Consider the following 16285-nt stretch of genomic DNA (forward strand, 5'->3'; position numbering starts at 1 on the left):
CGAGCAGCGTGGTCTGCTCGCGGCGATGCAGTGCGGCGAGGTGCTGAAGATGCTTCTGGTCCGCGTCCGGCAGTCGCAGCCGTACTTCGGTCGCCCAGCTCCGGACCTGCCCCTTCTCGTCGAGCGCCGGCTCACCGAGCAACGCAGCCAGCCGATGCTGGTTGAGAGACTCCTCGGTCACCTGCTGCCGCACGGTCAACGACCGGGCCCGGTCCAGCAACGCGTCGACCGCGACCGCGCCGAGATCGGCGTGCCGCGACCCCGACAGGACCGTCGACCACTGAACCACGGCCGAGAAACTGAACTGGAAGTCAGGAGACGCGGACGGCAACCGCACGTCCGCCACCGTCCGCGACGGCGGCCCGGAGAACACCGGCTCCGGATCCGGCATCACAACGGACGGCGCCGGAGCCGCCTTCACAACGGCAGGCCGGGGCTCCTCAGGCTGCTTCCACACCACAGCCAGCAACACCAGCAGCACCACGATCAGCACCGCCGCAGCCCACGACGGCAGCCCCGCAACCAGCGAAACGACGTACAGCACCACCACGATCCCGGCCGCCGTCAGAAGCGAGTTCCGATGAAGCTTCATACAGTCGTTCCTTCACCGCGTCGGGCGCCTACGGCGAGTCCACAAAAAGTCTCACACGCCTCACCCCAAGTAGCCGCCGCATGCGTGTCGGGCGTCCTTCAGCTGCCGAAAGAGCCGGGCTCCTCGCCTACCGAGTGCAGCTTGGGCAGGTTGTACCGGTCACGCACGCTCTTCGCGAGGTCGGGCAACCCGGACTGGTCGAGGGTGACAGCCAGGTCGTTCGCGGCCGGACGTCGGGCTGCGTCGTCGAGGTCGTCGAGCGCGTTGACCAACGGCTCGACAGCGGGCACCGCGTCAGGTTCGTTGTTGCCGGTCGCCAGGTGGGAAAGCCTGGTGAGGACCTCAGCGAGACCGACTGCCTGTTCGACCGACCATTGGTTGTTGGCGAGCCACCAGACGATCGTCGACGCAGGCGTCCGGAGCGCATCGTCGCGGAGATACGTACGTACCCGGCTCTCGTTGAGTGCGCTGACCTCCCACAGGAGGCCGTCTCGATGGGCCTCGTCCAGCTTCGCCAGATGCTGCCGTACAGCTTCCGGCAGTACGAGCCGCACGTCGGTCGCCCAGACCTCCAGCTCTGCTGTCGGCTCGATCCGCGGTCGGCCGATGCCGGCGGCGAGTTCGTGCTGCGCCAGCGAGTACTGGCCCGGGCTCCACCTGCTCGTGACCTGCCGAGCACACTCCAGGACGAACGCTCGCGCGACGTCCGCGTGGTACGACTCGGCCTTTGCTGCCTGCCAATGCACCGTTGCCGACAGGTCGAGGAACACCGTCTCGTCGGCGGTCGGCAGACCACTCGTCGACAGCTGCGAGAACGGCGGCTCCACGGCCTCCTCGGCCGGTACCGGTGAGGCCCTCCGGAAGACGAAGAGGCTGGTAACGGAGATCAGAAGGGACAGGACGACACCGATCCAACCGAGCTGCACGATCAGCCAGACGAGTACGAGCAGCATCGGAACCACGATTGCGGCTCCGTGGAGCATTCTCCGATTCACAGTCACGATCCGACCTCCAGCACGGTGGTTGCCGCGGCTCGACGGCCGCGGCGTACGAGTTCGTCGATGGCCTGAGCGGTGCGGAGGCGCAGCGGGTCCGCGTTTCCGGCCTCGAGCCAGGAGAGGGTGGTGTTGAACAAGGCATTCAGAAGCTCGGGATGCGGTCCGCAGATCGTGGCGAGGAACTGCAACACACCGCGCGCCTCAGCGGGCCGATCGTCGGACAGACAGCCGTTGTGGGTAGCGAGCCAGGACGTCAGCAGCTCGCCGCGCCGCGACGGATCGCTGTCCGTCAGAGTACGCCGCCACCCGTCGGCAATGCGTTCTTCGGCCGCGGTGCCGAGGAACATCAACAACCTCGCCGGAGCGGCTGTGCTCGCAAAGGTCATGGGTCTGAAGCGCCATGGTTCCAGGACCAAATCGATGACCTTCAAGCGGTTCCGGGGGTCGTCGGCAAGCCGGCCGAGGCCTTCGCGCGCTGCGGATCGGACTCCGTCGTCCGAATGCCTCGCCAGCCAGGCAAGGCGGACGACGGCACGGTCGAGGTAGCCGTCGGCGAGGATGTTGACGCAGGCCGCGACGGCAATCGCTGCCTGTCCACGAGGAAGGTGTCCGTCTCGAGCCCAGTCGTAGAGCAACTGCCGGCCGGCCACGCCGGTACGGTCGTCGTCGAGCAAGTCCTCCAGCAACGTGTACGCCGCCGACCGCTGTGGTTGGCGCCGATCACCCGACCAGCGGACGATCAGGCGGATCGCTAGGTCTGCTTGGCGGGTACGGCGGCATTGTGTCCCGAAGCGGTGCGCGATCAATGCCGGATCGAAGTCACCGGTTGATCGCCCCACGACCTCGTCTCCGATCCAGTCGGTCAGTCGGCTTCGCAGCCACGGCATCTCGTCCCAGAAGTGCCGCAGTACGCTCGCGGCGAGCTCCTGGTCGGCGAAGCGGACGCGCTGACCATGCCCCGGAGCCACCGACAGTTCGAGTTCGAGCTGGTCGAGCGATTCGGAGACACCGGGCAACTCAAGTGGGTGTTGCGCACCGTCGTCGGTAGCCCGTAACAGGTCGTGCAAACGCTGCTGAGCCAAGAAGACCACTTCGGTCGAATGACCGTGCAGCAGCGCCGCCGCGATCAACAGCGCCCGCAACCGAGCCTCCCGCGCGGAACCGACCGCGGCCGCAACTTTCTGCTTGCGCCGCTCCGCAGAGCCGAGGACATCCGCGAGCAGGCCGCCTACGTCCGCCTGCGGGTGCTGACGGCTCGCATCCCGTACCTGATAGACGACCCGAACGATCGCGGACAGACTCACCGAGGCGAACGCCTGCCGAAATCGCCCGATGTCCTCGATCTGGAGCCCGTGCGCGGCAAAGTGCCGTTGCAGGACCCTGAGCTTGTCAGGCCGTTCGAGCCTGATCACGAACGGCACGAACTCGGATCGCAGGTGATCTCCGTCGAGCTGCGGCAGGACGACGACGAGTTTCGCCCGATGCCGGTCCAGTTCCGGCTGCAGCGCATGCAGGTAGCTCTGCAGTTCGGTGAAGGACTCGGCGTCGGCCTCCGACAAGTCGAGCAGCAGCCGGTCGTCGTCGCGGACATCGGAACCGTCGAACATCCGCCGCTCGGCCTGCACCGCGACGGGCTCCAGGTCCGGGGGAACCAGCCGGACCACGGTCTCCGGGGCGATGTCGGCCGAGAGCAACATCAATCCCGCCGTATGCCGTCCGCTACCGGTCGCGCCGGCCAGGATGACCAGCCCATCCCGCTGGGCGAGTATCTCGGCAGCGTCGTGGAAACCCGCAGGCTGGACGAAGGTGGCCCAGAGCTGGTGTAACCGGCCAGGCGTGACCTCCCAGGTTCGGGCCTTACGGGGTCGCTCGAAGTAATTCTTGACGTCGTTGAGCTGGTCGCCGGTGCCGGTGTTGACAGGGCCGGAGGGTTGGTTGATCTGAGTGCCTGGTGCTTCGACGCCCGCGGTCATCGCTGATACCCACGGGGATCGCCGTACTGTGGAGCGTTGTACTGCGCCCCACTGCCGGTGTTGATGGGACCTGTGGCGCCGTTGATCTGCTGCCCGATGCCACCCCATGAAGCCGCGGACGCCGAAGCAGGGGCAGGCGGCTCAGGATTCGGCGACGGCGTGGCCTTGAGGAACCCGTTGATCAGCAGGCCGGCGGACGGTTTGGGCACGCGGAGGTAGGCCTGGCCCTGGTAGGTCTTCACCTCGACACCGGCTTCGACGTACAGCGACTCCGGCTCGTCGGCGAGCCTGGACAGGACCGCGTCCTCGTACACGCGCCGGGACACGATCGCCGCCACCTGGGTGACCTCGGGGTCGGAGCCGTTCAGCAAGTGACGCACCGGGTCGCTGTCGAGCAGGCGATGCAGTGTCACGCGCTCGGCCCCGCTGCCGTCGCCCAGCAGGTTCTCGCCGGAGTCCACGACCGGCCCGACGTTGATGCTGACCCGGAACCGGATCGGGCCGTTCCAGCCGTACGGGCGACTGCGGTTCCTGTGCTCGAGCTCCTCCTGCAGCGCGCTCAGGTAAGGATTCAGCAAGTGCGGGAGCAGCTCCGGCGGGAGAACGAGCGCGTAGCCGTCTCCGGTCGTACTGTGCGCAGTCTTGCTCGACCAAACGCGGGCCAATCCAGCCCGCTCGAAGGCAGCCTGCAGGATCTCGGGAATCAGCCGAGTGAGTTCGGTCTGGTACCGGCTGGGGTTGCCGCTGTAGTCCTTCATGTCGACGACCAGCAGCGCACGGTACGGCGGGAGCGCGGATGCGCCGGAGTAACGCGGATCCATCGGGGTGCTCATCGTGGGCCTCCTCGGTAGGGGACGGTCCGTTCAGAGTCGGCGTCATCTGCCACGTGCGTTGTCCGGAATCGGACAGTCCCGAGGTGATGCGCACCTCAGACCCGGAACGCCTCCGCGAGCAACCCGAGATCGGCCACGATCAGCTGCGGCCCCGGCCCCAGAGCCCCGGAAGTCCGGAGCACGGTGAGCTGATCCGCCACCGTGCTCCGTGCCAGGCCCAGGGCCGAGGCGAGTTCCTCCTGCGTGAACGGCACGCGCATCGGGTTCGGCGCGGTCGAGGGCGCGAGTACGGCGGTGTCGTGGAGCAGACGGGCGATCCGGCGGAGCGCGGATCGGTGCGCCAGGTCGACCTGACGAGACACCGACTGATCGAACTTGCCGACGACGTACTGGTGGAACTCCGCCGCGAGACCGTTCTTGGCGATGAAACGCTCGAACCGCACGGTCGGCAGGTAGCGCGCGGTACACCGGTCCAGCGCCTCGACCGTCGCCGTACGCCGGCCTTCACCACCCGCCAGCTCACCGAGCAACTGCCCCGCGCCGCGGATGGTCAGCAGCAGTTGGGCTCCGTCCTCGGCACTGGCCAGAAGCTTTACGCGACCGTACTCGAGTGCGAGCAGGAAACCGCCGGGATCCCCCTGGCGCAGGATCGTCTGGCCCGGACGGTAGCTACGCAGCGTCCCCTCCGCGAGCAACAACTGCCACGCGGCAGGTCCGATCAGGTTCTGGAACGTCTGCAGCGAACCCAAACCGATCACACCCCGTGCTCCGCCGCTGGGACCACAGAAAGTTTCGCATGCGGCACTCACCGTGGTCGGCTCGTGCGTGTCGGGTCAGCCGGTGAGGGAGCGGAGGGCTTGGCGGGAGGGGGTTAGGAGGACTGGTTTGTAGGGGCAGCGTTGGTCGGTGAGGGTTTCGTAGGCGCGGATGGCCCGGTTGGCGGCGTCCCAGCCTTGTTCGGCGGGGGTGCGGCCGAGGCCGCGGTTGCGGACCAGGGCGCCGTAGAAGGCGGAGCAGAAGACGGTGGCTTCGTACCAGCCGATGACGGTGCCGGTGCCGATGTAGGTGATGTCGTCCTGGATGCAGTCGCGGATCGCGCGTTGCCACTTGCCGATGCCGGTCTTGCAGCCGTCGGCGATCACGACGCCGCTGGCGATGCCCCACTGGTGGTCGAGGAACCAGTCGGCCAGGGACTTCAGCGAGACCTGGGTCTCGCCGTCGGTGGAGAGGAAGGACGGCTCCTCGCTGTGATCACCGTGCGCCATCACGTGCAGGACCGTCGAGGGGGTGGTGAGGGCTGAGAACGCGGTCTCGTGGTCCCGGGTGCGGACGAAGTTGACGTCGAGGTACGGGCGGTCCCAGCCGGCGTTGATGTTGCCGGTGATGCCCTGCACGAAGGTCATCGACGCGTCGAACGAACTGTCCAGACCGAGGTCCACCAGAGTGATCAGCCGGTTCTTCATAAGCCCACCCCTCCAACGCTTTTCAGCAAATCCTCACGACCCGCGGAACCCATCATGAACCACGCTGCCGACAGTTCGCGCGGGGGTATCGCGCGGGTGAGACGGCCGTACGGCGTACGGCCGGGAACCGTGGGTGCGGACCGTGATCGGCCTAGGGTGGCGGGGCAGCGTACGCCGAAGGAGGACACGGATGAGCCAGGTGCCGACAGTCACACTGAGTCACGGAATCACGATGCCGCGGATCGGTCTCGGGACGTCGCCGATGAACGACGCGGACGCCGAACGGGCGGTACGGACGGCGCTCGAGCTCGGGTACCGCCTGGTCGACACGGCCGAGAACTACCGCAACGAGACCGGCGTCGGACGCGCGCTGCGGGACATGCCGCGCGGCGAGCTGTTCGTGACGTCGAAGTTCAACAAGCGCTGGCACAGCGTCGAGGGACCGCGTCAGGCGTTCGAGGCGAGCGCGCAGAAGCTCGGCGTCGAGTACCTGGACCTGCTGCTGATCCACTGGCCGAACCCGGCGCAGGACCGGTACGTCGAGGCGTGGCAGGGCCTGATCGCGCTGCGTGAGGCGGGCCTGGTACGGGCGATCGGTACGTCGAACTTCAAGCCCGCGCACCTGCAACGGCTGATCGACGAGACCGGGGTCGCGCCGGAGGTGAACCAGGTGCAGTTGAGTCCGGTGTGGGCGAAGGCGGCCGAGCGGGACTTCCACCGGCAGCACGGGATCGTGACGGAGGCGTGGAGCCCGCTCGGCAAGGGCACGGACCTGTTGCATCATCCGGCGGTACAGGAGATCGCCAGGGCGCACGGGCGGACGCCGGGGCAGGTGGTGTTGCGCTGGGAGACGCAACAGGACGTCGTACCGATTCCGAAGTCGGCCAACATCCAAAGGCTCGCCGAGAACCTCGAGGTGTTCGACTTCGAGCTGAGCGAGGCGGAGTTGGGCGCGCTGACCGCGCTGGACGGGACGGCCAAACCCGCGGCCGACTCAGACAGGGCAGGCCACTAAGCCGGCAGGGCGCACCGCGGCCCCCGGGGGAAGTGGGAAGTTCCCGGGGGCCGTAGTGCGATCAGCTGGTGGTCAGCTGCAGCCGGAGGTGCTGCCGCAGCCTTCGCAGACGTAGCAGGAGCCGCTCGGGCGCATCTTCGTACCGCAGGTGAAGCAGAGCGGGGCGTCGACCGACGTACCGGTGATCAGCTCCAGCATCTCGGCGGTGGTGTGGGCCTCGCCCTTGACCGGCTTGGCGGACACCGCGTCGGCCGGCTTCTCGACGGTCTCCGCCGCGTCCGCGACCGGCTCGACCGACTTCAGGGACTCGGCCTCGGACACCTCGACCGGGGCCGGCTCGTACGAACCGGTGTCGAGCTGCCGGGACCGCTCGTCCGCCGAGTAGATGCCCAGCGCGGCCCGCTCGTCGAACGGCAGGTAGTCCAGGGCCAGCCGGCGGAAGATGTAGTCCATGATCGACTGCGCCATCCGGACGTCCGGGTCGTCGGTCAGACCGGCCGGCTCGAACTTCAGGTTGGTGAACTTCTGGACGTAGGTCTCCAGCGGCACGCCGTGCTGCAGGGCGATCGAGATCGCGATCGAGAACGCGTCCATCACGCCGGCGAGCGTCGAGCCCTGCTTGCCCATCTTCAGGAAGACCTCGCCGAGACCGTCGTCCGGGTAGGAGCCGGCGGTCATGTAGCCCTCGGCGCCACCGACGGTGAACGACGTGGTCCGCGACGGCCGCGACTTCGGCAGGCGCTTCCGGGTCGGCCGGTACTCGATGATCTTCTCGACGATCTTCTCCGCGACGGCAGCCTCGGCGGCAACGCTCTCGGAGCTCTTCTTCGCCTTCGCGTCCGCCAGCGGCTGGCCGACCTTGCAGTTGTCGCGGTACACCGCGAGCGCCTTCAGGCCGAGCTTCCAGCCCTGGAAGTAGACGTCGGCGATCTCCTCGACCGTCGCGGTCTCCGGCAGGTTCACGGTCTTCGAGATCGCGCCGGACAGGAACGGCTGCGCGGCCGCCATCATCCGGACGTGGCCCATCGGCTTGATGGCCCGCTCGCCCATCGCGGTGTCGAAGATCTCGTAGTGCTCCGGCTTCAGGCCCGGGGCGTCGACGACGTGACCGTTCTCGGCGATGTACTCGACGATCGCCTCGATCGTCTCCTCGGTGTAGTTGTACTGGCGCAGCGCCCGCGGGACCGTGGTGTTCACGATCTGCATCGAGCCGCCGCCGACCAGCTTCTTGAACTTGACCAGCGAGAAGTCCGGCTCGATCCCGGTGGTGTCACAGTCCATCATGAAGCCGATCGTGCCGGTCGGCGCGAGCACCGAGGCCTGCGCGTTCCGCCAGCCGTTCTTGGCGCCGATCTTCAGCACGCCCTCCCACGCCGCGGTGGCGTGCTGCTGGACGTCCTTGTCGATCTCGTGGATGGTGCGGATCGCGTCGTTGGCCGCGGCGTGCTTGCGCATCACCCGGGTGTGCGCGTCCTTGTTCCGCTCGAAGCCGTCGTACGCGCCGACGATGCCGGCCAGCTCCGCGGACCGCTTGTACGACGTACCGGTCATCAGCGAGGTGATAGCGCCCGCCAGTGCGCGACCACCGTCGGAGTCGTACGCGTGCCCGGTCGCCATCAGCAGGGCGCCGAGGTTCGCGTAGCCGATGCCGAGCTGCCGGTACGCCCGGGTGGTGGCGCCGATCGCCTCGGTCGGGAAGTCCGCGAAGCAGATCGAGATGTCCATCGCGGTGATGATCAGCTCGACCGCCTTGACGAACTTCTCCGAGTCGAAGAGGTCGTCGTCGCGGAGGAACTTCATCAGGTTCAGCGAGGCGAGGTTGCAGGACGAGTTGTCCAGGTGCATGTACTCCGAGCACGGGTTGGACGCGGTGATCCGGCCCGTCTCCGGGGTGGTGTGCCAGTCGTTGATGGTGTCGTCGTACTGCAGGCCCGGGTCGGCGCACGCCCACGCCGCCTGGGAGATCTTGTCGAACAGTTCGCGGGCGTCGACGGTCTCGATCACCGAGTTGTCCAGCCGCGCGCGCAGCCCGAACTTGCCCTTCTCCTCGACCGCGCGCATGAACTCGTCCGAGACCCGGACCGAGTTGTTCGCGTTCTGGTACTGCACCGACGTGATGTCGCGACCGCCGAGGTCCATGTCGAAGCCGGCGTCCCGCAGGATCCGGATCTTCTCCTCCTCGCGCATCTTGGTGTCGACGAACTCCTCGATGTCGGGGTGGTCGACGTCCAGCACGACCATCTTCGCCGCGCGCCGGGTGGCGCCGCCGGACTTGATGGTGCCGGCCGACGCGTCCGCGCCGCGCATGAAGCTGACCGGGCCGGAGGCGGTGCCGCCGGAGGACTGGAGCAGTTCCTTGGAGGAGCGGATCCGGGACAGGTTCAGGCCGGCGCCGGAGCCGCCCTTGAAGATCAGGCCCTCCTCCTTGTACCAGTTCAGGATCGACTCCATCGAGTCGTCCACGGCGAGGATGAAGCAGGCCGACACCTGCTGCGGCGAGGTCGTGCCGACGTTGAACCAGACCGGCGAGTTGAAGCTGAAGTACTGGTGCAGGAGCAGCCAGGTGAGCTCCTGCTCGAAGACCTCCGCGTCGGCGGGCGTGGTGAAGTACCCGTGCTCCTCACCGGCGCGCCGGTACGTCTTCACGACCCGGTCGAGCAGCTGCTTGAGGCTCGACTCGCGGTTGTCGTGGGCGACCGCGCCGCGGAAGTACTTCGTGGTGACGATCGTCGAGGCGTTGACGCTCCAGAAGTCGGGGAACTCCACCCCGCGCTGCTCGAAGACCGTCTCGCCGGTCTTCCAGTTCTGCTGTACGACGTCGCGGCGCTCCCACGTCACCTCGTCGTACGGGTGGATACCCTCGGTGCTGAAGACGCGCTCGATGGTGAGTCCCGTGGGCGCGTTCTTCCGCCCGCGGAACCCGGCCGCCGACCGCTTGGTCGACCCCGAGTGGCCGGTCACCGTCTCTGTCATGTCTGCTCCTCGCCCTGTGTCTGCTACCGCGGTCTGTCGGGACCGCCCCGTTGGTACTGCTGGGTCCTACGTGCAACTACCTGGAACTGCCGTTCCCCCGGTTTAGGTCAGTTGGGCCGGCTCCGTGCCCCGCGGCTCCTTCTCGGCCCGCAGCAGCGCGATCTCGGTCTCGAAGTCGTCGGCCGACTCGAACTGCCGGTACACGCTCGCGAACCGCAGGTACGCCACCTCGTCGAGCTCCCGCAGCGGCCCGAGGATCGCCAGTCCGACCTCGTGCGCGGGAACCTCCGGCGAGCCGCCGCCCTTCAGCGCGTCCTCGACCTTCTGGCCGAGCCGCGCGAGCTGGTCGGCGTTCACCGGCCGGCCCTTGCAGGCCTTGCCGACCCCGTTGATGACCTTCTCGCGGCTGAACGGCTCGGTCGCGCCGGAGCGCTTCACGACCGTGAGCTGCATCTGCTCGACGGTGGTGAACCGCTTCTCGCAGACCGGGCACTGCCGCCGGCGGCGGATCGCTCCGCCGTCCTCGGCCACCCGGCTGTCCACCACCCGCGAGTCGGCGTGCCGGCAATACGGACAGTGCACGACGAATCACTTCCTCCCGTGGGTCACCCTGGGGATGACATGTGGACAACCTGTGTAGAAGCTGTGTGCAACCAACCACTACCTGTGGATAATTACACCCGTGTAACCACTACATCTAGGGATCCTAGATCGCTGCTCCGACAGTTTGCAAGCACGCTCCGATTGCCCGCGCGTGTCACAGGTTTCAACACCCACGCGGCCCCGTGTACTCCCGCGTGGCGCCACCGCGACGGCCGTTTCGAGGCGCAAACTACGGCCTCGCGGCAGACTCGGCCGGGCCGTCGGCGGGATAGGGTTCGGCGGGGAACCCGGGAGGATGTGGTGAGTGTGACCGAACCGGCCGCTGAGCATGCGCAGCACGGTTACATCGGCGACAAGGACGCGTACCTGCGGCGGCTGAAGCGGATCGAGGGGCAGGCGCGGGGGCTGCAGCGGATGGTCGAGGACGAGAAGTACTGCATCGACATCCTCACGCAGGTCTCGGCGATGACGAAGGCCCTCGAATCGGTCGCGCTGGGCCTGCTCGACGACCATCTCGCGCACTGCGTCGTGGACGCCGCCGCGGCCGGTGGACCCGAGGCCGAGGCCAAGATCAAGGAGGCGTCCGCCGCGATCGCCCGGCTGGTGCGTTCGTGACCGGCGTGGCCCCGCGGACGCCGGTGGTCCTCGACGTCGACACCGGCCTGGACGACGCCTGCGCGCTGCTGCTCGCGGCCCGGCATCCCGGTCTCGACCTGAAGGCTGTCACCTGTGCCGGCGGGAACGTCGGGATCGACGACGTGGTCCGCAACACGCTCACGGTGCTCGAGGCGGCGGGGCGTCCCGACGTACCGGTCGGGCGCGGCGCCGCCGTACCGCTGATCCAGCCAGTACGCCCGGCGCGACATGTGCACGGGGAAGACGGGCTCGGGGACCTCGACTGGCCGCGGTCGACCCGGACGGCCGATCCACGGCACGCGGTCGAGCTGCTGCGTGACGTACTGCGGGACGCGGCCGCGACGGGCGAGCTCGTCACGCTGATCCCGCTGGCGCCGATGACGAACATCGCGCTGCTGCTCCGGACCTACCCGGAGGCGGCGGCCGGGCTGCGGGAGATCGTCTTCATGGGCGGCTCCGCGGGGATCGGGAACGCGACGGCTTCGGCGGAGTTCAACATCTGGACCGATCCGGAGGCGGCCGCGATCGTCCTGGCGGCGGCGAACGACCTCGGTATCGCGATCACCATGTACGGGCTGGACGTGTTCTACGACGTGGTGGTCACGCTGGAGCAGGCGCGCGGGCTGAGCGGATCGCCGTCGGCGGAGCTGGCCGGCAAGCTGATCGAGAAGCGCAGCGAGCGGTACCAGTCGGACGGCGCGAGCATCGGCGACGGCGGCGCGGTGTGCGCGGTGATCGACCCGGCCGGGCTGACCACCGAGCGGCACCCGGTTCGCGTCGAGCTGTCCGGCGGCTGGTCGCGCGGGCGGACGATCGTCGACACCCGGACCGCGTCGGACCAGGCGAACGACGTCCAGGGTCCGGCGCCGGTGATCCAGGTCGTCACGGCGGTCGACGCCGAGCGGTACGCCGAACTGTGGCTGGCGACGGTCAGCTGATGGTGGCACCGTGACTGGATTCCGGCCCGCGTATCCGTTGCTGACCGAGCGGCTGGAGCTGCGGCCTCACCGGATGGACGATCTGGACGACCTGTTCGCGTTCCACTCGCGGCCGGAGGTCGTGCGGTACACGCCGTGGCCGGTGCGGGACCGCGAGGAGACCCGCGCCGCGCTGGAGCGGAAGCTGCCGCAGGGCGAGCTCACCGCGGCCGGTCAGTGGCTCGTACTGGCGATCGAGCTCCGGGAGACCGGGACCGTGATCGGCGAAGTACTGCTGAAGTGGGCCAGCGAGGCGGATCGTCAGGGGGAGATCGGATTCGCGCTGCACTCGGACTACCAGGGCAAGGGACTGGCGGCGGAGGCTGCGCGGGAGATGCTGCGGGTCGGGTTCGACGAGCTCGGGCTGCACCGGATCGTGGCGGTTCTGGACGACCGGAACGCCGCGTCGGCCCGGTTGCTGGAACGGCTCGGGATGCGGCGCGAGGCACATCACCTGCAGGCGTTGTGGTTCAAGGGCGAGTGGGCGAACGAGTACGCCTACGCGCTGCTCGCCGACGAGTGGCGCGCAGCGGCCGTCAACCCGCGATCGGGATCTGCAGGGTCTGACCGGGGGTGACGTCGGCGGGGGTGGCGAGCTTGTTCAGGTCCGCGATCCGCTCGACGACGATGGTCGGGTCCTGGCCCGGGTTCGTGGACTCGGCGATCGACCACAGGGTCTGGCCGGGCGCCACCTGGACCGGGACGGTGTGGGTGAAGTGCGGGCCGGGCTCGAGGACACCGGCGATCCGCAGGCCGAGCACCAGGATCGCGGCGCCGAAGACCAGCACCGACACCGCGGTCAGCAGCATCCGCCCGCGGCGGGTGAGCCGCAGCGGGGCCGGCTCGGTGCGCTCCTGGACCCGGCGGCCCAGCGCGTCACCGGAGCAGCCGCGGACCGGCATCCGATCGGTGGTCGCGCCCTCGATCCGCGGCCGCCGCCGCGGGGGCACGACTGGCTGGGGAGCCGTCGTACGCTCCGCGGGCACCAACTTGAGGTGTGGACCCGGCTCGGCCTTCGTCGAGCGGCGCGGGGCCAGGGCGTCGGCCGCAACGGCTGCTGTGCTCATCAGTCCTCCAGACCTCGGTTGGTGCGCGTTCTCGGTGTCGATCCCTTGTCTACCGGCCGCCTCCGACAGTTTCCGTCAGAGCAGCCGGCCCGAACACCTGTTCGATCGAACGTCTGTACGAATGATTAACCGACAGCCGCCCGTCGCGCAACCATCTCCAACCAGGACACGCCCAGAAAATTCCTGACGCCGAAGCTGCCCGCGTACGCTCTATAACCCGACACCCGAACAAACTTGCGAACCGACACGCCTTCGAACAGATGTTTGAAGAATCTCAAGATTCGGTCTACGGTCATCTCAGTCGAGCAAGCTTTCGGCCGGTGCGGGTTCGCCGGCCCGACCCGAGGAGCATCAGCGTGGACAAGGCAGCGGGCAAGTCGTCGGGCAAGCCGGCCAAGGACGCCGACCGGACCGTCGCCGAGCTGCCCGACGGCCCGGCCGACGCGACCGGCCTGACGCCGCGGCAGCGCCGCGTCCTGGACGTGATCCGGGACTCCGTGGACAGCCGCGGCTACCCGCCCTCGATGCGGGAGATCGGCGAGCGGGTCGGCCTGACCAGCTCCTCCTCGGTGTCCCACCAGCTCCGGGTGCTGGAGCAGAAGGGCCTGCTCCGCCGCGACCCGAACCGGCCGCGCGCGATCGAGGTCCGCTACCCCGGCGAGGTGGACGCGGCCGCCCGCCGGTCCGCGCTCGGCCCGGTGCGGCAGACGGCGTACGACGAGACCGGGGCCGGCGACGCGCACCCGGACGCGGCGTACGTGCCGGTGGTCGGGCGGATCGCCGCCGGTGGCCCGATCCTTGCCGAGCAGGAGATCGAGGAGGTCTTCCCGTTGCCCAAGGCAATGGTCGGCGAGGGCACGCTGTTCATGCTGAAGGTCAAGGGCGAGTCGATGATCGAGGCGGCCATCTGCGACGGCGACTGGGTGGTCGTCCGGCAGCAGCCGACCGCGGAGAACGGCGACATCGTGGCCGCGATGATCGACGGCGAGGCGACCGTGAAGACGTTCAAGAAGACCAAGAGCGAGATCCTGCTGCTACCACACAACCCCGCCTTCGAGCCGATCGACGGCAAGGACGCGACCATTCTCGGAAAGGTCGTAACAGTTCTGCGCCGTGTCTGACATATCGGACGGCGAGCGAAGTCCGGCGTGACGTGTCAGCATTGAGTCATGACGACTGTCTATGACTTCAGCGCGCGGCGGATCGAAGGCAATGAACAGTCTCTTGCCGATTTCCGCGACCAGGTGCTCCTGGTGGTGAACACGGCCTCGCAGTGCGCTCAGACCCCGCAGTACAGCGGCCTGCAGAAGCTCTACCGGACCTACCGCCGGCAGGGCTTCGCAGTGCTCGGTTTTCCCTGCGACCAGTTCGGCCACCAGGAGCCCGGCGACGAGAACGAGATCGCCAACTTCTGCTCGACGATCTACCACGTCACGTTCCCGATGTTCGCCAAGATCGACGTGAACGGGTCGAAGACGATCCCGCTGTACAACTGGCTGAAGCGCGAGCAGGGCGGGCTGCTCGGCGGCCGGATCAAGTGGAACTTCACCAAGTTCCTGGTCGGTCGCGACGGCGGCGTGATCGGCCGCTACGCCCCCACGCACGCGCCGGAGAAGCTGGCCGACAAGATCGAGGCCGCACTCGCCGTTCCGGCACCTTCGCCGAAAACGAACGACTGACAATCGGTGAATTCCTGCGACAGTTGAACAGCAATTGTCGCAGCGACCCGCGCAATTCGCCGCATTCCGAACAATTCGGACCGCGCTGCATGTCGGGAAATGTATTCAGGTGCGGTCCAGAAGGACCGAATCCGGGTCGATGTCCAGCCGGAGACCGCGCCACACCGGGTGCCGCAGGCGGCCGTCGCCGCCCCAGCCGGAGAACGTCACCTCGGCCACCAGGACCGGGTCCAGCCAGTGCGCCCGGCGCCGGTCGGCCAATGGGATGGTTGCCGGGTCGAAAGCGGGCCGCTCGACCTCCAGACCGGTCAGCTCGGCGCTCAGCATGTCCAGCGTCGCGAAGTCCAGCCCGGAGCCGACCTTGCCGATCAGGACCAGCTCGTCACCGTCGTACGCCCCGCAGTAGAACGAGCCGATCTTGCCTTCCCGGTTACCCTCCCCTGGATGCCAGCCGCAGAGGATGACGTCGCGGGTCTGCACCGGCTTGATCTTGATCCAGTCGGAGCTGCGCCGCCCGGGCAGGTACCGCGACTTGCGGCGCTTCGCGACCACGCCCTCGAGGCCTTGTGCGGCAGACACTTCGAGCGCCTCGGCCCCGTCGGTGAACGCCGGCGGGATCTCCCAGAACGGGTCGCCGACGTCCAGCGAGTCGAGCAACCCGCGACGATCGTCGTACGTTGCCTCCAGCAACCACTTGTCGTCGAAGCGGAGCAGGTCGAAGAGCCGCACCGACACCGGCACCTCGGTGATCAGGTGCCGCAGTTGGCGCGGGTCGCGGACGTGCATCCGCCGCTGCAGCAGGCCGAACGACGGCGCACCGTGCTCGTCGAGCGTGACGATCTCGCCGTCCAGTACGGCGGGCAGCCGCAGCCCCGGCGCGTCCGCCAGGCCGATCAGCTCCGGGTATCCGCCCGACACGTCATGGCTGTTCCGGGACCACAACCGGCAGACGCCGTCGTCGACCTCGGCGATCACGCGGATGCCGTCCCACTTCAGCTCGTACGACCAGCCCGCGCCGGACGGCAGCTCCCCCAGGGTCGCCATCATCGGCAGCACCGGCGGACCGGTCACCGGACTCATGACGACTGCAGCCGTTTCAGGGCGCCGAGCACCTTCTCCCGGTCGGCGGTCGGCCACATCGGCGGCAGCGAGGCGCGCAGGAACCCGCCGTACCGCTGGGTGACGATTCGCGGATCCAGGATCGCGACCACGCCGCGGTCGCTACTGCGGCGGATCAGCCGGCCGGTGCCCTGCGCGAGCAGCAGCCCGGCGTGGGTCGCGGCGACCGACATGAACCCGTTGCCGCCGGCCTCGTCGACGGCGCGCTGGCGGGCGGCCATCAGCGGCTCGTCCGGGCGCGGGAACGGGATCCGGTCGATGATCACCAGGTTGCAGGTCGAGCCCGGGACGTCGATCCCCTGCCACAGCGACAGGGTGCCGAACAGCGAGGTCTCCGGGTCCTCGACGAACTCGCGG

General features: G+C 68.3%; 16 protein-coding genes and 1 pseudogene. 6 read left to right on the plus strand and 11 right to left on the minus strand.

Annotated elements, in window-relative coordinates; genetic code table 11:
- From VFF46_RS39980 to VFF46_RS40005, 6 genes and pseudogenes are all read right to left on the minus strand, one after another.
- A pseudogene (locus VFF46_RS39980) lies at positions 1-592 on the minus strand (hypothetical protein); the annotation flags it as partial.
- A gap of 98 nt (positions 593-690) precedes the next feature.
- The gene (locus VFF46_RS39985; RefSeq protein WP_325042492.1) at positions 691-1545 is read right to left on the minus strand and encodes a hypothetical protein; all 855 of its coding nucleotides are present in this window, start codon (positions 1543-1545) and stop codon (positions 691-693) included.
- Positions 1546-1589: 44 nt separating this feature from the next.
- Positions 1590-3563, minus strand: a complete 1974-nt coding sequence (locus VFF46_RS39990; RefSeq protein ID WP_325042493.1) for a hypothetical protein — start codon at positions 3561-3563, stop codon at positions 1590-1592.
- Positions 3560-4396: a hypothetical protein gene (locus VFF46_RS39995; protein WP_325042494.1), complete on the minus strand. Its 837-nt coding sequence runs from the start codon at positions 4394-4396 to the stop codon at positions 3560-3562. Before VFF46_RS39995 ends, VFF46_RS39990 begins: the two co-directional genes overlap by 4 nt.
- 95 nt (positions 4397-4491) lie before the next feature.
- Positions 4492-5154, minus strand: a complete 663-nt coding sequence (locus VFF46_RS40000; protein WP_325042495.1) for a Crp/Fnr family transcriptional regulator — start codon at positions 5152-5154, stop codon at positions 4492-4494.
- Between the two features lie 75 nt (positions 5155-5229).
- The gene (locus VFF46_RS40005) at positions 5230-5859 is read right to left on the minus strand and encodes a hypothetical protein (RefSeq protein WP_325042496.1); all 630 of its coding nucleotides are present in this window, start codon (positions 5857-5859) and stop codon (positions 5230-5232) included.
- Between the two features lie 190 nt (positions 5860-6049).
- Between VFF46_RS40005 and VFF46_RS40010 the strand changes: the two genes are divergently transcribed.
- On the plus strand, positions 6050-6874 hold the full coding sequence (locus VFF46_RS40010) for an aldo/keto reductase (RefSeq protein WP_325042497.1): 825 nt from the start codon (positions 6050-6052) through the stop codon (positions 6872-6874).
- A 72-nt stretch (positions 6875-6946) separates the two neighbouring features.
- Here VFF46_RS40010 and VFF46_RS40015 read toward each other — a convergent pair whose 3' ends face one another.
- Together VFF46_RS40015 and nrdR are read right to left on the minus strand one after the other, a co-directional pair.
- Entirely contained in the window at positions 6947-9847 is a 2901-nt protein-coding gene (locus tag VFF46_RS40015; RefSeq protein WP_325042498.1) for a vitamin B12-dependent ribonucleotide reductase, read from the minus strand.
- Positions 9848-9949: 102 nt separating this feature from the next.
- Positions 9950-10429: a transcriptional regulator NrdR gene (gene nrdR, locus VFF46_RS40020; RefSeq protein ID WP_325042499.1), complete on the minus strand. Its 480-nt coding sequence runs from the start codon at positions 10427-10429 to the stop codon at positions 9950-9952.
- 321 nt (positions 10430-10750) lie between these two features.
- Between nrdR and VFF46_RS40025 the strand changes: the two genes are divergently transcribed.
- From VFF46_RS40025 to VFF46_RS40035, 3 genes are read left to right on the plus strand one after another with little or no spacing between them, the layout of a single operon-like run.
- Entirely contained in the window at positions 10751-11065 is a 315-nt protein-coding gene (locus tag VFF46_RS40025; protein ID WP_325042500.1) for a metal-sensitive transcriptional regulator, read from the plus strand.
- Positions 11062-12024 carry a nucleoside hydrolase gene (locus tag VFF46_RS40030; RefSeq protein ID WP_325042501.1) on the plus strand — a complete coding sequence of 321 codons (963 nt, stop codon included), beginning with the start codon at positions 11062-11064 and terminating at the stop codon, positions 12022-12024. Before VFF46_RS40025 ends, VFF46_RS40030 begins: the two co-directional genes overlap by 4 nt.
- A 10-nt stretch (positions 12025-12034) precedes the next feature.
- A complete protein-coding gene (locus VFF46_RS40035) occupies positions 12035-12640 on the plus strand; it encodes a GNAT family N-acetyltransferase (protein ID WP_325042502.1) in 606 nt (201 codons plus the stop codon).
- Here the strand turns inward: VFF46_RS40035 and VFF46_RS40040 are convergent.
- Entirely contained in the window at positions 12600-13130 is a 531-nt protein-coding gene (locus VFF46_RS40040; RefSeq protein WP_325042503.1) for a LysM domain-containing protein, read from the minus strand. The two genes, VFF46_RS40035 and VFF46_RS40040, sit on opposite strands and share 41 nt — an antisense overlap.
- Before the next feature lie 356 nt (positions 13131-13486).
- Here VFF46_RS40040 and lexA point away from each other — a divergent pair, with 356 nt between their 5' ends.
- Both lexA and VFF46_RS40050 read left to right on the plus strand, forming a co-directional pair.
- Positions 13487-14251, plus strand: a complete 765-nt coding sequence (lexA, locus tag VFF46_RS40045) for a transcriptional repressor LexA (protein WP_325042504.1) — start codon at positions 13487-13489, stop codon at positions 14249-14251.
- A 48-nt stretch (positions 14252-14299) separates the two neighbouring features.
- Positions 14300-14809 carry a glutathione peroxidase gene (locus VFF46_RS40050; protein ID WP_325042505.1) on the plus strand — a complete coding sequence of 170 codons (510 nt, stop codon included), beginning with the start codon at positions 14300-14302 and terminating at the stop codon, positions 14807-14809.
- 105 nt (positions 14810-14914) lie between these two features.
- Here VFF46_RS40050 and ligD read toward each other — a convergent pair whose 3' ends face one another.
- Positions 14915-15889 (minus strand): non-homologous end-joining DNA ligase, encoded by a 975-nt coding sequence (ligD, locus tag VFF46_RS40055; RefSeq protein WP_325042506.1) that lies wholly within the window; start codon positions 15887-15889, stop codon positions 14915-14917.
- On the minus strand, positions 15886-16285 hold a 400-nt coding region (locus VFF46_RS40060), incomplete at its 5' end, for a helicase C-terminal domain-containing protein (protein WP_325042507.1). The genes VFF46_RS40060 and ligD, both read right to left, overlap by 4 nt.

Source organism: Kribbella sp., from assembly GCF_035655035.1.
In the GTDB taxonomy this organism is placed as follows: domain Bacteria; phylum Actinomycetota; class Actinomycetes; order Propionibacteriales; family Kribbellaceae; genus Kribbella.